Annotated in this window: 18 protein-coding genes, 1 pseudogene and 1 riboswitch; of the genes and pseudogenes, 11 read left to right on the plus strand and 8 right to left on the minus strand. The window is 68.8% G+C overall.

What is annotated here, in order from left to right; all coding sequences use genetic code 11:
- Nucleotides 1-102: 102 nt before the first annotated feature.
- From UN84_RS06610 to UN84_RS06630, 5 genes are all read right to left on the minus strand, one after another.
- The gene (locus UN84_RS06610) at nt 103-1737 is read right to left on the minus strand and encodes a methyl-accepting chemotaxis protein (RefSeq protein WP_082090916.1); all 1635 of its coding nucleotides are present in this window, start codon (nt 1735-1737) and stop codon (nt 103-105) included.
- Between the two features lie 235 nt (nt 1738-1972).
- Nucleotides 1973-2404 (minus strand): pseudoazurin, encoded by a 432-nt coding sequence (locus UN84_RS06615; RefSeq protein ID WP_046079604.1) that lies wholly within the window; start codon nt 2402-2404, stop codon nt 1973-1975.
- 44 nt (nt 2405-2448) lie between these two features.
- The gene (locus UN84_RS06620; RefSeq protein WP_237022371.1) at nt 2449-3450 is read right to left on the minus strand and encodes an ABC transporter substrate-binding protein; all 1002 of its coding nucleotides are present in this window, start codon (nt 3448-3450) and stop codon (nt 2449-2451) included.
- Between the two features lie 103 nt (nt 3451-3553).
- Nucleotides 3554-3746, minus strand: a riboswitch (cobalamin riboswitch).
- A gap of 84 nt (nt 3747-3830) precedes the next feature.
- Entirely contained in the window at nt 3831-4964 is a 1134-nt protein-coding gene (locus UN84_RS06625; protein ID WP_237022372.1) for an ABC transporter substrate-binding protein, read from the minus strand.
- Complete coding sequence (locus tag UN84_RS06630; protein WP_237022373.1) at nt 4954-6744, minus strand: chloride channel protein; 1791 nt, start codon at nt 6742-6744, stop codon at nt 4954-4956. Before UN84_RS06630 ends, UN84_RS06625 begins: the two co-directional genes overlap by 11 nt.
- A 94-nt stretch (nt 6745-6838) precedes the next feature.
- Here UN84_RS06630 and UN84_RS06635 point away from each other — a divergent pair, with 94 nt between their 5' ends.
- The gene (locus UN84_RS06635) at nt 6839-7267 is read left to right on the plus strand and encodes a GFA family protein (protein WP_046079600.1); all 429 of its coding nucleotides are present in this window, start codon (nt 6839-6841) and stop codon (nt 7265-7267) included.
- A 76-nt stretch (nt 7268-7343) separates the two neighbouring features.
- On the opposite strand, the gene UN84_RS06640 is transcribed toward UN84_RS06635, so the two are convergent.
- Together UN84_RS06640 and UN84_RS06645 are read right to left on the minus strand one after the other, a co-directional pair.
- Nucleotides 7344-8552 carry an ammonium transporter gene (locus tag UN84_RS06640; protein WP_046079599.1) on the minus strand — a complete coding sequence of 403 codons (1209 nt, stop codon included), beginning with the start codon at nt 8550-8552 and terminating at the stop codon, nt 7344-7346.
- 405 nt (nt 8553-8957) lie between these two features.
- Nucleotides 8958-10355 carry an aminotransferase-like domain-containing protein gene (locus UN84_RS06645; protein WP_046079598.1) on the minus strand — a complete coding sequence of 466 codons (1398 nt, stop codon included), beginning with the start codon at nt 10353-10355 and terminating at the stop codon, nt 8958-8960.
- Between the two features lie 100 nt (nt 10356-10455).
- Here UN84_RS06645 and UN84_RS06650 point away from each other — a divergent pair, with 100 nt between their 5' ends.
- The 6 genes from UN84_RS06650 to UN84_RS06675 all read left to right on the plus strand — a co-directional run bounded on the left by UN84_RS06650 (nt 10456) and on the right by UN84_RS06675 (nt 14503).
- Entirely contained in the window at nt 10456-11055 is a 600-nt protein-coding gene (locus UN84_RS06650; RefSeq protein WP_173834974.1) for a LysE family translocator, read from the plus strand.
- 96 nt (nt 11056-11151) lie between these two features.
- Entirely contained in the window at nt 11152-12378 is a 1227-nt protein-coding gene (locus UN84_RS06655) for an RNA polymerase sigma factor (protein ID WP_046079597.1), read from the plus strand.
- An 85-nt stretch (nt 12379-12463) separates the two neighbouring features.
- Nucleotides 12464-13279 (plus strand): YciI family protein, encoded by an 816-nt coding sequence (locus tag UN84_RS06660; protein WP_046079596.1) that lies wholly within the window; start codon nt 12464-12466, stop codon nt 13277-13279.
- Nucleotides 13280-13294: 15 nt separating this feature from the next.
- Nucleotides 13295-13672 (plus strand): YciI family protein, encoded by a 378-nt coding sequence (locus tag UN84_RS06665; RefSeq protein WP_046079595.1) that lies wholly within the window; start codon nt 13295-13297, stop codon nt 13670-13672.
- Nucleotides 13669-14022: a DUF1428 domain-containing protein gene (locus UN84_RS06670; RefSeq protein ID WP_046079594.1), complete on the plus strand. Its 354-nt coding sequence runs from the start codon at nt 13669-13671 to the stop codon at nt 14020-14022. The genes UN84_RS06665 and UN84_RS06670 overlap by 4 nt, the downstream gene beginning before the upstream one ends.
- Before the next feature lie 4 nt (nt 14023-14026).
- Complete coding sequence (locus UN84_RS06675; RefSeq protein ID WP_046079593.1) at nt 14027-14503, plus strand: VOC family protein; 477 nt, start codon at nt 14027-14029, stop codon at nt 14501-14503.
- 9 nt (nt 14504-14512) lie between these two features.
- Here UN84_RS06675 and UN84_RS06680 read toward each other — a convergent pair whose 3' ends face one another.
- Nucleotides 14513-15418, minus strand: a complete 906-nt coding sequence (locus tag UN84_RS06680) for a cation diffusion facilitator family transporter (RefSeq protein WP_046079592.1) — start codon at nt 15416-15418, stop codon at nt 14513-14515.
- A 144-nt stretch (nt 15419-15562) separates the two neighbouring features.
- On the opposite strand from UN84_RS06680, the gene UN84_RS06685 reads away from it, so the two are divergent.
- The 4 genes and pseudogenes from UN84_RS06685 (at nt 15563) to UN84_RS06695 (ending at nt 17210) form a co-directional block, all read left to right on the plus strand.
- A complete protein-coding gene (locus UN84_RS06685) occupies nt 15563-16075 on the plus strand; it encodes a GNAT family N-acetyltransferase (protein WP_046079591.1) in 513 nt (170 codons plus the stop codon).
- A 3-nt stretch (nt 16076-16078) separates the two neighbouring features.
- A pseudogene (locus tag UN84_RS17385) lies at nt 16079-16156 on the plus strand (hypothetical protein); the annotation flags it as partial.
- 130 nt (nt 16157-16286) lie between these two features.
- On the plus strand, nt 16287-16997 hold the full coding sequence (locus UN84_RS06690; RefSeq protein WP_237022374.1) for a LysR substrate-binding domain-containing protein: 711 nt from the start codon (nt 16287-16289) through the stop codon (nt 16995-16997).
- A 3-nt stretch (nt 16998-17000) separates the two neighbouring features.
- Nucleotides 17001-17210: an amidase family protein gene (locus tag UN84_RS06695; protein ID WP_046079590.1), complete on the plus strand. Its 210-nt coding sequence runs from the start codon at nt 17001-17003 to the stop codon at nt 17208-17210.
- Nucleotides 17211-17259 lie beyond the last annotated feature (49 nt).

Below are 17259 nucleotides of genomic sequence, written 5' to 3' on the forward strand. Positions count from 1 at the left end.
ATGGCGAAAGGGCGGTCAGCATAGGCGAGACGCCTCCGCCATGATACCCGGGGAGAGCGCCGGTCACCGCCGTGAGGCTGGCGGCGGTGACCGGCGTGGCCGTCAGGCGTTCTCGGGAACGCGGAAGCCGACCACGGCCTGGTAGAGCCCGTTGGCCTGCCCCTCGAGGGAGCCGGCGGCCCCTGCCGCCTGCTGCACCAGGGCGGCGTTCTGCTGAGTGACCTGATCCATCTGGGTCACCGCCTGGTTGACCTGCTCGATGCCCGCCGACTGTTCCTGAGAGGCGGCGGAGATCTCGGCCATCAGGTCGTTGACGCGCTGTGCGCTGGTGCGGATCTCGCCCATCGCGCGGTCGGCCTGGTCGACCAGTTCGGCGCCGTCGTTGACGTGGCCCACCGAGCCTTCGATCAGCGTCTTGATCTCGCTGGCCGCCTCGGCGCTGCGGCTGGCGAGATTGCGCACCTCGCTGGCCACCACCGCGAAACCGCGGCCCTGTTCGCCGGCACGGGCGGCCTCCACGGAGGCGTTGAGGGCCAGCAGGTTGGTCTGGAAGGCGATGTCGTCGATCATCGAGATGATGTCGGCCACCTTGCGCGAGCTGTCGCGGATCTCGCCCATGGTGGTGACCACGCGGCCGATCACGTCCTGACCCTTTTCCACCGAGCTGGTGGTCTCGTCCGAGAGGGTATTGGCCTGGGTGGCGTTGTCGGCGTTCTGGCGCACGGTGGCGGTCAGCTCCTCCATGCTGGAGGCGGTTTCCGCCAGCGAGGCGGCCTGCTGCTCGGTGCGCGATGACAGGTCGTTGTTGCCGCTGGCGATCTCGCTGGCGCCCTGGTCGATGGCTTCCCCGGCCTGGCGGATGCGGGTGATCGTGGCGGCGAGCTCGAGTCGCATGCGCTCGATGGCATACATCAGACTGTGGCGGTCGTCATCGCGCAGGGGAGTGGCGTGCGTCAGGTCGCCCTCGGCGATGCGCTCCACGACGCGCTCGGCCTCGCTCGGCTCGCCGCCCAGGGTGCGATACACGCTGCGGATGAGCACCAGGAAGGCGGCGGTCAGGAAGCCGCCGGCAATCAGCAGCACCAGGGCATACTGGCCCAGCTTGCCGAGGAAGGCCGCCTGGATGTCGTGGGTGTAGACGCCGGCGGCGATGTTCCAGCCCCAGGGCGCGAAGCGCTCGACGTAGCTCAGCTTGGGAAACAGCGTATCGCTGCTGGCGTCGCGTGAGGCGTAGGGCAGGTAGCCGCCGCCGTCGCGGGCGAGAGCCGCCAGCTCGCGGTACACCCCGACCCCGTTGGGGTCCTCGTAGGACGACATGTTCGTACCCGGATCACGGCGAGGGTGATAGATCAGGCGCGAATCCGCGTCGAAGACGAAGACGTAGTTGTCCCGGGCGTCGCCGAAGCGGATCGCATCCAGCGCTGCGTAGGCCCGTGTCTTCGCCTCATCCTCGCTCAGCTCGCCGGTCTCGACCCGTGTCGCGTAGCCTTCGAGCAGGGTATCCACCATGCCGATGGTGTTGGAAAGGGAATGCTGGCGTTCCTCGAACATCGTGGTCCGGCTCTGCCAGGCCATGCTGATCACGATGCCGATCATCACCAGCCACATCAGTCCCAGCGTCAGCCACAGCTTGCGCTTGAGGGGCCATGGCCGGTGTGCCTGGGAGGTGCGGGCGCCCTGCGATACGGCGGGGGCCTGGCTCGCGTCGAGGCGAGCGCTTGTGGTCAAACTCGTCATGGAGCTTTCTTATCCTGCGATAATCATTGATAGGAAGAGGGGCGGTTATTGGACGTGTTATGACCAGGCATTATCGGCCTCGGCCCGCCGGGCTTTAGCGCGGCCAGAGGTTTGCCCCGTCGATCCTGGGCATGACGGGGAGGGAGGAGAGGGAAATAGAGGGAAGGGGAAGAGAGGAGAGTAAAGCCGCGACGGCGCGCATACGCCGTCGCGGGGAAGGCCCGGCACCTGGCGGTCAGATGTCCGTAACGCGTCGTGAGAGGATGTCGAGGAAGCGCTGTCGCGCGGTGGCCGGGAGTGCCTCGGGCAGGTCGGCCTCGGTCGCCGGCCGGTCGCCGACCTGGATCAACATGACCATGCCCATGGTGTAGTGCGGCGAGCACTTGATCCCCCAGATGCCTTCGGCCTCCAGTGTGACCTCGATGGCTTCGTCGATATTGCCGATGAAGGCCTGGCCGCCTTCGGGCACCATGCCGTCGATGGTCGCCGCGTTGTGCCCCGGGGCGGCGTCGACGAACGTCACAGTGTCGCCGGGTTGCACGTGCAGGTAGCCGGGCTCGAAGGGCATCGGCCCGGTGGCGTTGCGGTTCAGCATCTTCACGGTGTGCGTCTCGGCTATCGCGGAGAGGGGCAGCAGGCTCAGCAGCAGGATCAGGCGTTTCAGCATGGTATCGCTCGATATCGTGGTGGATCGGTGGCGCGGGCGGCGGTTCACGGCGAGAGCTCGAAGTCGGCCAGTCGGTCGGTCAGTCGCTCCAGGGCGAAGATCGCCCGGATCGAGGGATCCATGGCATGGGCATCGATCTCGACGATGCGGTCGTTGCGCACGGCCGGCATTTCACGGGTGACCGGGTCCGTGTCGAGGAACTCACGCTTGACGGTGATATCGTCGGCTGGAAGGCGACGTCTATCCATCCGCGCCGCGGCGATGAAGGAGGGATGGCCGCGGGCGATGGTCTCCCAGCCGACGGTGGGCCATTCCTCCTCGGAGGCGATGACGTTGGTGATGCCGAGCGTGGCCATCATCCAGCCCGGCACGCCGTTGGCCCCGGCGACGTAGGGGGCGATGGCCAGGTCGGCGGAGGAGTACCAGAACACGCCGCGGATATCCTTCGGCAGCGCCATTGCCCGAGCCCGCTCCTTGGCGGCCTCCTCGCGTGCGCGAAGATCGGCGATCACCTCGTCGCCGCGCGCCGAGACGTCGAAGATCCTGGCCAGCGTCGCGATGCCGTCATAGATTAGCTCGGGGTCGAACGGGGTCGTGCGGGTGCCGTCGAGGCTGTTCCGATTGTGCTTGCCGACACAGTCGGTCGGCATGACCCAGCTGGGAATGGCGATGTCATCGAACATCTCGGGGGTGCCGACGGCGCCCTGGGGGCCGATCATCCACTGGTAGGCCGTCACCACCAGGTCCGGGTGCTGGCCGACCACGCTTTCATAGCTCGGCGCATTGTTCGACAGCCGCGTCACGTCGGCATCGACCTCGGTGAAGCGGTCGAGTACGGGGTTGACCCATAGTGCCGTGCCAACGACCTTCTCGGAAAGGCCCAGCAGGTAGAGGATCTCGGTGGTGGCCTGGCCGACGCTGACGACCCGTTCGGGCGGCCGTTCGACGGTGATTTCGTGGCCGCAGCTCGATAGCGTGAGGGGATAGTCGGTGGCGGCCAGGGCCGTCTGCCCCAGGCAAAGGCTCGCGGCGATTGCCGTGGTCATTCTCAACATCATGTACATTCCCGTGCATGATGAGCGGACGACCGGGGCGTCCACCAGGCGGACCATCCCCCTGGTGCGGGTACCGCCCAAGCCGACCCGCTCGGTTAGTCGATAGGGGTCGGCAGGTCTCCTGACTGACGGGTCATCGCTAGCTCACCTTCCCGAACGCTGCGTTCAGTGGCGTCATCGAGCCTCGCTAACCGCCTACAGTTGCGGGGGCAGTTCCGTTTCGCGCGGGTATCGCGACGGATTCCCTCTTAGGTTCCCTGAGGAACACCGACCCGGCCAGTCTAGAGCGCGGAGGTGCACGACGCCATCTTCCTTCCAGGGCGGCGCTGCAGCCTTCGTGACCGATGCGGCGTTCGTGCCCGCGGAGTGCGCTAGTCGTCCGTCGGCGGCTCGGCCGTCAGCGCCGCGCGGAAGAGCTCGCCGATGCGCGTCCGGCTTCTGGCGTACCAGGCTTCGTCCTTGATCACCGCGCCGCCGGCGTTGAGCGGATGGGTGGGCAGGTGCAAACGCATGTCGATGCCGCTGTCGGCATGGGTGGTGACCCCCTGTATGGCGCTGTGGCGTGACGGGCCGTAGGGAATGTAGCGCGTCAGTGCCGCCTGGCGCTCGCTGGCGGTGGCGAAGCGGATGAAGCGCCGTGCCGCCTCGGGGTGAGGGGCGTGGCGCGGGATCGCCCACACCTCGTGCTCCTGGACCTGGCCGTCCCAGAGGATGGCGATCGGCGCGTCGCGATGGGCCATGGCATCGAAGAAGCGCCCGTTGTAGCCCGAGGCCATGGCCACTTCGCCGTCGAGCAGCAGCTCGACCGGCGTGCTGCCGGTCTCCCACCAGCGCAGTTCCTCGAGCCCCGCCAGCCGGGCGAAGGCCAGCGACAGGCCGCGGCGGGTGCTGAGCAGCCGGTACAGCTCCTCGCGGGGCACGCCGTAGGACAGCAGGGCCCATTCGAGATTGACCGAGGGCGTGCGCTGCAGCGCCCGAGGGCCGGGGAAACGATGCTGGTCGAACAGGTCGGCGATCTCGGTGGGGCGCCGGCCGGGGAAGGCGTCGGTGCGGTAGGCGACCACGGTGGCGAACACCGAGTGGGTCAGGCTGCAGTCGCCGAAGGCGCCGTCGATGAAGTCGCGCTCGACGGGCGTGCCGTCCGGCGCCGGGGCGGCGAGATCGGCCGGCAGGGGTTCGAGCAGCCCCGCCTCGCAGGCCGCCATGGCCTCGCTGCGGGTCATGTCGATGACGTCCCAGGGCACGTTCTGCTCGGCCACCGCGCGGCGCAGCGCCGCCAGCCCGCCGTCGTAGCGTTCCACCGCGACCGGGATGCCGGTGGCCTCGGTGAAGGGGGCGAACAGCGCGCGTCGCTGGGCCCGCTCGTAGGCGCCGCCCCAGCTCAGCACCGTCAGCGGCCCGGTGCCGGTCGCAGGGCTCGTCTGGCCTGTCTGACCCGGCGCCATGCCGCCTGCGGCGAGGCCGGACAGCAGCGCCATCACGGCCAGTATTCGTCTAGCCCGCACCGTGCTCCTCCTTTCGTAGCTCGTCGCTGTAGCGCAGGAAGGCCCGGGCGATGCTCGACTCATAGACCACGCCGTGGAAGACGTCGTCCTCGTCGACCACGGCGATGGCCTCGCCGGTCATCTCCTGCAGCTGACGCATGGCGGCCCAGATCGAGGCCTCGGGCCCCAGCACCGGACGCGGCGTGGCCGGGCAGTCGGCGATGGGGGCGTCGCCCCGGTCCTGCTCGCGCATCACCTCCAGGTCGGCCAGCGTCAGGCTGCCGCGGTAGCGGCCGTCGGCGTCGACCCGATAGGCCTCGCCGTGGCCCGCCTGACCCAGGGCGTGAATGGCCGCCGTGACCGTGGTCTCGGGACGCAGCGTCACGCCCTCCTGGCTGAGCAGGTCGCCCAGTCGGGCGTCCTCCAGCACCGCCCGGCCGCGGCCGGAGGACAGGTCCAGCCCCCGGGCCGTCAGCTGGATGTCGAACAGCGAGCGGCCGAACAGCTGGGCGGCGATGGGGCTGGCCAGGGTCACGCTGGCCAGCGCCGCGGTGGTCAGCGCGTAGCTGCCGGTGAGCTCGAAGACGATCAGCAGGCTGGTCAGCGGCGCGCCAATCACCGGGGCGGTGACCGCCACCATGCCGCAGATGGCATAGAAGACGAAGGTGTCCTGGGCGGCTCCGGCCAGGCCTATCAGGGTGCCGCACAGCGCCCCGAACAGGGTGCCGATTACCAGCGCCGGGCTGAACACGCCGCCGCCGAAGCCCATCCCCAGGCACAGCGCCGTGGCGGCCAGCTTGAGCCCCATCACCACCGCGAGCTCCACGCTCCCGAAGGCGCCGGCGATGGTGGCGAAGCGCAGCGTCTCCTGGCCCATGCCGAGGATATCGGGCACCCACAGCGCGGTCACGCCGAGCCCGGCGCCGGCCAGCGCCGGGCGCAGCGGGGCGGCCAGCGGCAGGCGCCGGGCCAGCCGGCCGATGCCGAGGATGGCGTGCATGTAGCCGCCGGCCACCAGTGCCCCCAGCCCGCCGATGACGAGAAACACGCCGAACTCCCAGGGGCGGGGAATGGCGAGCTCGACCACGTGGAAGAGGGCGCCACGGTCGAGCACCTCGGCGGCGATCACGTGGCCGACCAGGGCGGCGGCCGCCACCGGGGCGAAGGCGCGCAGGGCGTAGTGGCGCAGTACCACCTCGTGGGCGAAGACGATGCCGGCGAGCGGGGCGTTGAAGGCGGTGGCGATGGCCGCGGCCACGCCGCAGGCGATGGTGATGTTGTCCTCGGAGCGGCCCAGCCGCAGCAGGCGGGCGCCCGCCGAGCCGAGGCTGGCGCCCATGTGGACCAGCGGCCCGTACTGGCCCACCGACGCGCCGGCGCCCAGCGACACCAACCCCGACAGCGCGGACAGTGCCCCGGCGCGTGGCGGCAGGCGGCCGCGGCGGGTCTGCACGGCGGCGATGGCGTCGGCGGGCGTATGGGGGCGGCCCTCGGGAATGGCGCGATGCAGCTGGCCGACGATCAGCCCGCCCAGCGTCGGCACCAGCACCGTGGCCACGGCCAGCCACTCGGGGTGGGCGAACATCATGCGCCCGCGTGGCGACACCAGCAGCAGGTCATTGAGCCATACCACGGCGCCGACGAAGCCCACGGCGAGCAGCGCCGCCAGGCCGCCGGTCACGCCGCCCAGCGCCACCAGCCCCAGAAAGCGCAGCACGCCCCGCGCGCCGCGGCCCTCGACTTTCCCTGTATCCGCTCGGGTCATGTTGAAGGTGTAGGCGCTGGGGCGTGGATGGTCCACTCGCCGCGCGTTTGGGCATGGCATTGGGGGAGGGGCCGGCCGACGGGGCACTACACTGAAGAAGCCAGGCGAGACGTCATCGGAGGGCCATGCAATGAGCGAACATCACACGGGCGGCTGCTTCTGCGGCGTCGTCCAGGTCGAGGTCGAGGGCAAGCCGGAGGCCATGGGCTATTGCCACTGCGAGTCCTGCCGGCACTGGTCGGCGGGCCCGGTCAACGCCTTCACGCTATGGAAGCCGGAGGCGGTGCGCATCACCCGGGGGGAAGACGCCCTGGAGAGCTTCGAGAAGACCCGCGCCAGCCGACGCCGCTGGTGCCGCCACTGCGGCGGGCACGTGCTGACCGAGCATCCCGGCATGGGGCTGGTCGACGTCTATGCGGCGCTGCTGCCCGATCTGGACTTCACGCCTCAGCTGCACGTGCACTACCAGGAATCGGTGCTGCGCATCCCCGACGGGCTGCCCAAGATGAAGGACGTGCCGGCCGAGCTCGGCGGTTCCGGCGAGACGCTCGAGGAATAGGACGGGCCGAACGGCTTGAAAAGAACGCGGGGCCCGATGGGCCCCGCGTCGTGATCGGACAGGCGTCGGGCCCGGCTCAGTCCATCGAGGTGGCGCCGATGCGGTGAATGCTGAGGTCGGCACCGTCGAATTCCTCTTCCTCGCTCAGGCGCAGGCCGGCCACCTTGGCGATCGCGCCATAGACCACCAGGGCGCCGATCACGGCGACGGCCACGCCGGCCAGTGAGCCGATCAGCTGAGCCATCAGGCTGACGCCGCCCAGGCCGCCCAGCCACGATTGTCCGAAGATACCGGCGGCGATGCCGCCCCACACGCCGCACACCCCGTGCAGCGGCCACACGCCCAGCACGTCGTCGAGCCGCTCGACGCGGTTCTGCGCCCACTCGAAGAGCACCACGAACAGCGCGCCGGAGACGCCGCCGGTGATCAGTGCACCGATCGGGTGCATCAGGTCGGAACCGGCGCATACCGCTACCAGGCCGGCCAGCGGACCGTTGTGAATGAAGCCCGGGTCCTTCCTGCCCAGCACCATGGCCACCAGGATGCCGCCGACCATGGCCATCAGACTGTTGACCGCCACCAGGCCGCTGATGCCGTCCAGTGTCTGGGCCGACATCACGTTGAAGCCGAACCAGCCGATGGTCAGGATCCAGGCGCCCAGCGACAGGAAGGGAATATTGGAGGGGGCGAAGGCCACCACCTTGCCGCCGCGGTAGCGGCCGCGACGGGCGCCCAGCAGCAGCAGCGCCACCAGCGCCACCCAGCCGCCGAAGGCATGCACCACGACGGAGCCCGCGAAGTCATGGAAGCCGGCGCCGAAGGTCGCGGCCAGCCAGGCCTGCAGCCCGACGTTGCCGTTCCAGACGATGCCCTCGAAGAAGGGGTAGACCACGCCGACGATCACCGCGGCGGCGAACAGCATCGGGTAGAAGCGGGCGCGTTCGGCGATGCCGCCGGAGACGATGGCCGGAATCGCCGCGGCGAAGGTCATCAGGAAGAAGAACTTGACCAGATCGTAGCCGTTGCCGGCGGTCAGTGCCTCGGCACCCTGGAAGAAGTGGGCGCCATAGGCGATCTGGTAGCCCACGAAGAAGTAGACCAGGGCCGACACGCCGAAGTCGGTCATGATCTTGACCAAGGCGTTGACCTGGTTCTTGTGACGCACCGTGCCGACCTCGAGAAAGGCGAAGCCGGCGTGCATGGCCAGCACCATGATGGCGCCTATCAGCAGGAATAACGTGTTGGCGCTCTGGGTCAGCGACTCGACAGCACTGGTGATATCCACGGGATGATCTCTCTTGATGCATGAAGGGAACGGAATGCGCTGGAGAGATGCAAGACATGTTCCAGAAAGGCGCGTTTTTCGTGCTCACAGGAAATTCAAGGCACCGGTGGGCGGCATCCTGTGGTCTATCACGATGCCGATGCACCCAATGAGTGCTCGTTGCCGCGGCTGCTCACCCGGATGGTGCGTTCCGGCCAACGATCGCGTTCGGCCAGGTTTGGTGCGAAAAGTCGGCGAGCGATGGCCAGGGCTAGGCCCGCTCCCGGCGGGCCAACGCACTTCCCACCTCCCCGTGGGTTGCAAGGCGAAAATCGGTGAAAAGACGGAGTTTACGCGGTGTAAATGAGGGCTTTGAGCCGATTTTTAACGCCGTATGGGCGAGCGCAGACCGTTTTCGTGAAGCACCTAGAGCGTCTGCCAGGGCGAGGTGGGTGGCTCGCTCAACAGCTCGTCGACGATGGTCAGCGCGTGTTTGAGCGTCTCGCGGGTCTCGGCCGGCCCCAGGCACAGGCGGATGGCCTGAGGTGCCGGCTCGCTGCCCATGCAGAACGGCTCGGGGGTGGACACCTTGACCCCGCGGCGGGCGAGCAACGCCTGCACCTCGCTGCTGCGGCGGCCCGCCGGCAGCGGCAGCCAGATCAGCGACGAGCCCTCGCGGCTCTGCGGCCCGTAGTCGGCCAGGCGTTCAAGGGCCAGCGTGCGGCGCGCGGCAAGTTCCTCGACCTGCCAGCGCAGCAGCTCGCGACTGTCAGGATCCTCCATCCAGCGGCAGGCCGCCTCCACCATCAGCGGCGGTACCATCCAGCTCTGGGAGCGCAGCGCCGAGCACAGCCGCTCCTGCAGCCGTTCGGGCACCGTGAGGCTGCCGATGCGCAGGCCGCCGGCCATCACCTTGGAGGTGCTGAAGACGTGCAGCGTGCGCTCCGGCGCCAGGGCGATCAGCGGCGTGCCGCGCTGCTCTTCGGGGAGGTACTGCACGGCGTCCTCGATGATCCAGATGTCGTGCTCCCGGGCCAGGGCGACCAGGCGTTCGCGTCGGGCCTCGCCGAGCCGCGCGCCGGTCGGATTGTTGAGATCCGGCGTGGAGTAGATCAGGCGCGGCGGCTGGCGGGCGCACAGCCGGGCCAGGGCGTCCATGTCCATGCCGTCGGCGTCCATCGGCACCGCCATCGGGCGCAGGTGAGCCTGCTGGGCGGCACACACGAAGCCCGGGTAGGTGAGGGCGTCGGCGGCCACCAGGTCGCCGGGCTGGGCGAGGTGATGCACCAGCAGGTGGATGCCGTGCTGGCCGCCCTGGGTGATCAGCAGGCGCTCCGGGTCGTCGGGCAGACCGAGACGACCCTGCCAGGCGGCGATGCGCGCCCGCTGGGCCTGGCTGCCGGCCTCGGGCTGATATTCGGTGGCGGCCTGCAGGGCCTCGGGGGACGCGGTAATGCCCTCGAGGGCGCGTTGCAGGCCGCGGGCGCGCAGCGGGTGTGGAGGCGGCAGACTCATGCTGATGTCGATCACGCCGTCGCCCGCCGGCTGGCCGGCGCGGAAGAAGGGCAGGTGATCCTCCTCGGCGGCGCGGCGCACGTAGGTGCCGCTGCCGACCCGGGATTCCACCCAGCCCTGGCGTTGGGCCTCGGCATAGGCGCGGGTGATGGTGCCGACGGTCACGCCGAGGCGATCGGCCAGCTGACGCTGTGGCGGAAGCTTCTCGCCCGGGGCGAGCTCGCCGTTGCCGATCGCCGCGGCCATGGCCTCGGCGATGCGGCGATAGCGCGGGCCGCCGTCGGGCAGCGCGGGTGTCCAGATTGTCATGGTGACAATAAAACCTTTGACGGCGTAATTGTGCCCATTATGCTCAGAAAAGCCGGCAGAAAGGAACCAATTAACTCAAAAATGTAGGGGTACAATTTCGATGGACACTCTGGCCGCCCTGGGGCCCGCCGCCCTGTTCATGATTTCCATGACGATCACGCCGGGGCCCAACAACATGATGCTGACCGCCTCCGGGGCCAACTACGGCTACCGGCGCACCCTGCCGCACCTGCTGGGCATCATGGGCGGCTGCTTCGTACTGTTCACGGCGGTGGCGCTGGGCCTGGGACTGGTCTTCGAGCGCTTCCCGATGGTGCAGACGGCGCTACGCGTGGTTGGCAGCCTCTACCTGCTGTACCTGGCCTGGGGCATTGCCACCGCGCCGCCGCCCAGCTTCGGCGACACCGAGGGCCGCCCGCTGAGCTTCTGGCAGGCGGCCGCCTTCCAGTTCGCCAATCCCAAGGCCTGGGTAATGGGCCTGACGCTGATGGCGAGCTTCCTGCCCGAGGGCGGCAATACCGTGATCAACGCACTGCTGCTGGCCGGGGTCTCCGAACTGATCGCCTTCCCCTGCATCTCGCTGTGGGCCGGCTTCGGCATGGCCATCGGCCGCTGGCTCAAGGGACCGCGCGCCTGGCGAGCGTTCAACGGCACCATGGGCGCGCTGACCGCCGGCTGCGTGGTGTTCATTCTTGGCTGAGGGCGGGGCTGCCCGCGCCTCTCGGCATGATGGCGGCTATGCTGGTGGCTGACGTCGAGCGCGTCACTACTCCGCGGCGCCCGGAGCCGACCAGCCATGCCGGACCATGTCTCCATCGCCTCACTCTATCGCCAGCACGCCCCGAGCGTGCTGGCGACGCTGATTCGTCACCTCGGCGATTTCGATGCCGCCGAGGAGGCGCTGCACGACGCCTTCACCGCGGCGGTGTCCCGCTGGCCGGAGGAGGGCATGCCCGACGCGCCGGTGGCCTGGCTGATTCGGGTCGGTCAACGGCGCGGCATCGACCAGATCCGGCGCCGGCAGACGGCTCGCCAGCATGCTCACTTGCTGGTGCTCGACCAAGGTGAGGCCGAGGGGAACCGCGATATCCAGGACGATCTGCTGCGGCTGTTGTTCATCTGCTGCCACCCCGTCCTGTCCATGCCGGATCGCCTGGCGCTGACCCTGCGCGAGATGGCCGGGCTGACCACCGAGCAGGTCGCCAGCGCGCTGCTGCAGCGGCCGGCCGCGCTGGCCCAGCGCATCGTCCGCGCCAAGCGCCGGCTGCGCACCGCCGGCATTCCCTTTGACGTGCCCGAGGCCGCCGATCTGCCGGTGCGGCTTCCCGGCGTGCTGGGTGTGATCTACCTGATCTTCAACGAGGGCTATTCGTCCAGCCGCGGTGAGCGAGTCGTCGACGTGCGGCTGGCCGATGAGGCGATCCGGCTCGGCGAGTCCCTGGCCGGCTTGCTGCCCCGAGGCGAGGTGTTCGCGCTGCTGGCGCTGATGCACCTCCATCATGCCCGACGCGAGGCGCGCCAGGATGACCACGGTGAGCTGGTGCCGCTGGAGGCGCAGGATCGCCGCCGCTGGGATGTTGGGGAGATCGAGATCGGGCATGCCTGGCTGGAGCGCGCCCTGGCGCTGTCGCCTGTCGGTGCCTATACCCTGCAGGCCTCCATCGCCGCCGTGCATGCCGAAGCGCCTCGCGTCGAGACCACCGACTGGGGGCGAATCGTGCGTCTCTACGAGGCCCTGCTGCGGATTCAGCCTTCGCCGGTGATCGAGCTGAATCGGGCGGTGGCCGTGGCCATGCGCGATTCCCCCGACGTCGGACTGGTCCTGCTCGATCGCCTGTCCCAGCGTCATCGTCTCGATCACTACCATCTTTTCCACGCTGCCCGCGCGGACTTGCATCGGCGCGCCGGCCATCTCGAGGCGGCCCGGCAGGCCTATCGGCAAGCCCTGGCGCTTGCCGTGCAGGAGCCCGAGCGGCGCTTGCTGGCGCGTCGACTGGAGGCGCTCGTCGGCGCCGGCGGGTGACGCGACGGAAAAAAATTTCGCCGGTCTGTCGATTCTCGGCGGCGCCGCACGACTCATGACTACCATCCCCCAGAAGAGTGATGTCATGCGATACATGCTGATGCGCAAGGCCGATGCCGCCACCGAGGAAGGCGTGCTGCCCAGCCAGGAACTGCTGCAGGCCATGGGAGACTACAACGAGCGCATGATCCGGGCCGGCGTCTTCGTCACCGGAGACGGCCTGCGACCCAGTCGGGAGGGCTGTCGCATCGCGTTTCGCGACGGCGAGCCGCGAGTCACCGAAGGCCCCTTTTCTGCCACCGACGACCTGCTGGCAGGCTATACCGTGCTTGAGGTGGACTCCCTGGAAGAGGCCGTCGAGTGGGCCAGGGACTGGCCGCGGGAGGACAGCGACGTCACGCTGGAACTGCGCCGCTACTTCACCTTCGAGGACTTCGCGCCGGGAGCAGGGCTGCAGCGGCATGCTGCCCAGGCGCGCATGCCTCGGGGGCTCCAGGTCCACCTGAGCTTTCCGGGCAGCTGCCGCGAGGCCATGGCCTTCTACGCCGAGGTCACCGGCGGTCATCTGGAAGCGGCCCTGACCTACGGCGAGACGCCAGCGGCCAAGGACGTGCCGCCCGAGTGGCACGACCGTATCGCCCATGCCTCGCTCAATGTCCGCGGTCATCGCCTGATGGGGGCTGATATGCAGGGCGATGGCGACCGGCCGCCCCAGGGCGCCCAGCTGTTTATCGACTACGACGACGTTGACCAGGCGGCTCAGGTGTTCCAGCGCCTGGCAGAGGGCGGTCAGGTGCTGATGCCGTTCGAGGCCACCTTCTGGGCCAGGGGCTTCGGCATGGTCAGCGACCGTTTCGGCGTGCAGTGGATGGTCGCCACCCCGAGCGATCAATGCCCCTGACGGGAGGAGAGGATCATGAAATACGTGGCGCTGGTGTACTACCAGGAGCGGTTGATCGAGGCCATGTCCGAGCGCGAGTGGCACGACCTCAACCAGGAATGCATCGAGGGTGTCGAGCGACTGAGCGAGCAGGGCCACTTCGTGGCCGGCCAGGCGCTGCAGCCGACAGGCAGCGCCACCAGCGTGAGAGTGCGCGACGGCGAGGTCCTGGTCTCCGACGGCCCCTTCGCCGAGACCAAGGAGCAGCTGGCCGGCTTCTATCTGCTCGAGGCCCGTGACCTCAACGAAGCGCTGTGCCTGGCCGGGCGCATTCCTCCGGCGCGCCTGGGCACCATCGAGGTGCGCCCGGTGCGCGACTTGCCCCCGAAAGACGAGACAGGAGAGACACCATGAGCTACGTGGATGGCATCGTGGCCGCCGTGCCCACCGCCAACCGGCAGGCTTTCATCGAGCATGCGCGCAAGGCGGCGGCGGTGTTCAAGGAGCATGGGGCACTCAAGGTGGTGGAGTGCTGGGGCGATGACGTACCGGAAGGCGAGGTGACGTCCTTCCCCATGGCGGTAAAGTGCCAGCCCGACGAGAGCGTGGTCTTTTCCTGGCTGGTCTGGCCGTCGCGGGAGGTGCGCGACCAGGCCATGGCGCGGATCATGGAGGACCCGCGCCTGTCGCCTGAGGTCAATCCCATGCCCTTCGACGGCAAGCGGCTGATTCATGGCGGGTTCGCGATGGTGATCGAGGAGTAGCCCCATGAGCCGTATCACTCCTTGCCTGTGGTTCGACGGACAGGCGATCGAGGCGGCGCGCTTCTACGTCTCGGTGTTTCCGGATTCCCGCATCGAGCGGGTGCTCGAGGCGCCGGCCGATACGCCGAGCGTGCCGGCGGGCGCGGCGCTGCTGGTGGCATTCACCCTCGACGGCTCGCGCTACCTGGGGCTGAACGGCGGGCCCGACGTACCGTTCAACGAGGCGGTGTCGCTGCATGTCGACTGCGCCGACCAGGCCGAGGTGGACTACTACTGGGAGGCCCTGAGCGAGGGTGGCCTGGCGATCCAGTGCGGCTGGCTTCAGGATCGCTGGGGGCTTCGCTGGCAGGTGGTGCCCCGCAGAATGCACGAGCTGCTGCACGATCCCGACCCCGAACGGGCCCGGCGGGCCATGGAGGCGATGATGCAGATGGAAAAGCTCGTCATCGCCGACCTGGAACGGGCCGCAGACGGCGGCTGAGAGGTGGCGTCAGGTCCAGGCCGGATCGGCGGTGAAGGACACCGTGAACCAGCGATGCTCGGCGGGAATGCACAGGCCCGCGGCGATGGCCGCGCGGATCTCGTCGAGCTCGGCCACGCCGCGTCCGGCGGCAAAGTCGGTCCGGGTGACGATATGGATCTCGATGAAGTGACCGCGGCCGGCCTTGGCCACGTGGCTGCTGTACTCCAGCAGGCCGTCCTGTTCCATCACCGGCGCCATGGCGGCGTGCACCTCGCGGTCGACCGCGCTCGGCGCGATCAGGAACACCTCCTTCATGGCGCGGCGCACGATGCCGAGCGGCACCGGCAGGAAGGCGAGGGTCAGGATCGCCAGCAGCAGTGAGTCCACGTAGGGCGTGAAGGCGGCGTAGCGGGTCTGTTGGAGAATCAGGGCGATGGCGAAGGCCACCAGCAGTGCGCCGGTGATCAGGGCAGCCAACAGCCAGCCCTGCATGTCGATGCGCACGAACTCCGAGTCGGCGTCACGGTTGAGCCGGCGCTGGTAGGCGAACATGGTGAAGCACGCCGAGGCGACGATCACGGCATAGATGATGGCCACGCCGAAGGCCAGTTCGTGGCCGCCCGACATCAATCCCTGCACGGCATTCAGAAACGCATAGAAGCACAGCAGCAACAGGATGGCGCCGTTGAGCGCCGCGGCCAGCGGTTCCAGGTGCCAGTAACCGTGCTGGAAGCGCTGGCTCACCTCGCGGGCGATCAGCCGCGTCACCACCAGCGCCAGGGCCGACATGGCCGCGTCGATGGTCGAGAAGACGCCGTCGAAGAGAATCGAGCGTGAGCCGGCCATGAGGCCGAAGGCGATGCCCAGGCTCGATACGAGCAGGGTCATCATGATGGAGCGCTTGAGGGCGCGTTGTTCGAGCGTAGTGGACATGGACCGCTTCCCTGTTGGCCAGACGTCGAGTCTAGCCGAGTCGCCTGCCTTTGGGCGATGCGCCTGGCGAGGCGACATGAGAATCGGGATACTGAGCGGTTTCGTCGTTTCTTCCCGTCGCTCGCCCCAAGGAGGCCCCCCGCCATGGATTCAGGCTTGTCACTCGCTCGCATCACCGTTCATTCGCCTCATGTGCCGACCCTGGCCGGCTGGGCCCACGACGAGTGGGGGCACCTGCACCCCGGTCGCAGCCGTGCCGCCGCCATCGCCACCTTCCGCGCCGACTGCGGCTCGGAAGGCGTGCCCTCGGTATTTGCCGCCATGGACGGGGAGCGCCCGGTGGGCATGGCCAGCCTGGTCGTCGACGACATGGACGACCGCCACGACCTGACCCCCTGGCTGGCGTCGGTCTATGTGCTGCCGGCGTGGCGGGGGCAGGGCATCGCCTCCGCTCTGGTGCGCCGCGTGGAAGCCGAGGCGCAGGCGCACGGCGTCGAGCGCTTCTATCTCTACACGCCGGACCAGCAGCCCCTCTATCGCCGCCTGGGCTGGGAAGACGTGGAGGATCGCGAGTACCACGGCGAGACCGTGACCATCATGCGGCGGGATCTCTCTCCGCGAGGCCCCGCGCCGTCTGCTGCCGCGCGGCCGGTCTGAGCCATGCAGTGGAGAGCGCTTCACTACTTCGACACGGTCGCCCGCTGTCGCTCGCTGCGCGAGGCTTCGGCACGGCTGCATATCGCGCCTACCGCCATCAGCCGTCAGATCGATCTGCTCGAGCACCAGCTCGGAGCGCCAGCTCGGAGCGCCGCTGCTCGAGCGTGGCCCCGGTGGTATCCGCCTGACCTCGGCCGGGGAACTGCTGGCGGTGCAGGCCAGACGCACTCTGCGAGACCTGGAGCGGGTCCAGGAACAAATCGGCGATCTCAAGGGGCTGCGCACCGGACGTGTCAGTCTGCGGGTGGCCGAGGGCGTGGTGGCGGGTCTGCTGGCGCCGACGCTGGCCGACCTGGGGCAGCACTACCCGCGCTTGCGCTTCGATATACAGATCGCCAGCGCCGGCGAGATCGTCGAAGCGCTGCGCAGCGGTGATGCCGATATCGGGCTGGCCTTCTTCCTGCCGCATCATGACGATATCCAGCCGTTTGCCAGCAGCAGTCTGGAGCACCATGTGGTGATGGCACCGAGCCATCCGCTTGCCGGCAGGGGGGAGCTGCGCCTGGCCGAGATTGCCGAGCACCCGCTGGCGTTGCCCGACGAACACTACGGCGTGCGTCAGGCCCTGGACGAGGCCGCTCGTGACCAGGGGGTCACGCTGATGCCCACCTTCCATACCGCCTCTCTGGAGACCCAGAAGGCTCTGGCGCTGGCCGGTGCCGCGCTGCTGATTCTTCCGCCCATGGCGGTGGCGCGGGAATGCCGCGACGGCCGGCTGGCGAGCGTGCCACTGGCGCCGGGCGAACTGTCGCGCACCCGTCTCGACCTTTGCCTGCATCGGCATCGTCAGCGCAGTTTCGCCACCGACGCCTGCCTGGGGCTGCTGGCCTCGGCGCTTCAGGGACTGGGGGATCAGGACTGATTCGTGTCGCAGGCTGAAGAGGGCAGTGGCCGGCCTGGGGGCGAGCAGCCGGCGCTGTCGCTCAACGCCGGTTTTTCCCGCGATGGCATGCCGTTAGGCGTGCAGCTGATCGGCCCGCGGCTGGCCGACCACTTCGTGCTGAAGCTGGCCAAGGTGCTGGAGACCCGTCTGGCGCTTGCGCCGAGCTGGCCTTCTCCCCCCGTGGCGCAGTAAGGTCCGCGTCCATCGTTCAGGCATTGCCTCACATCGTCATCGTGGGAGA

This window comes from Halomonas sp. HG01 (genome assembly GCF_000968715.2).
GTDB lineage: Bacteria > Pseudomonadota > Gammaproteobacteria > Pseudomonadales > Halomonadaceae > Halomonas > Halomonas halophila.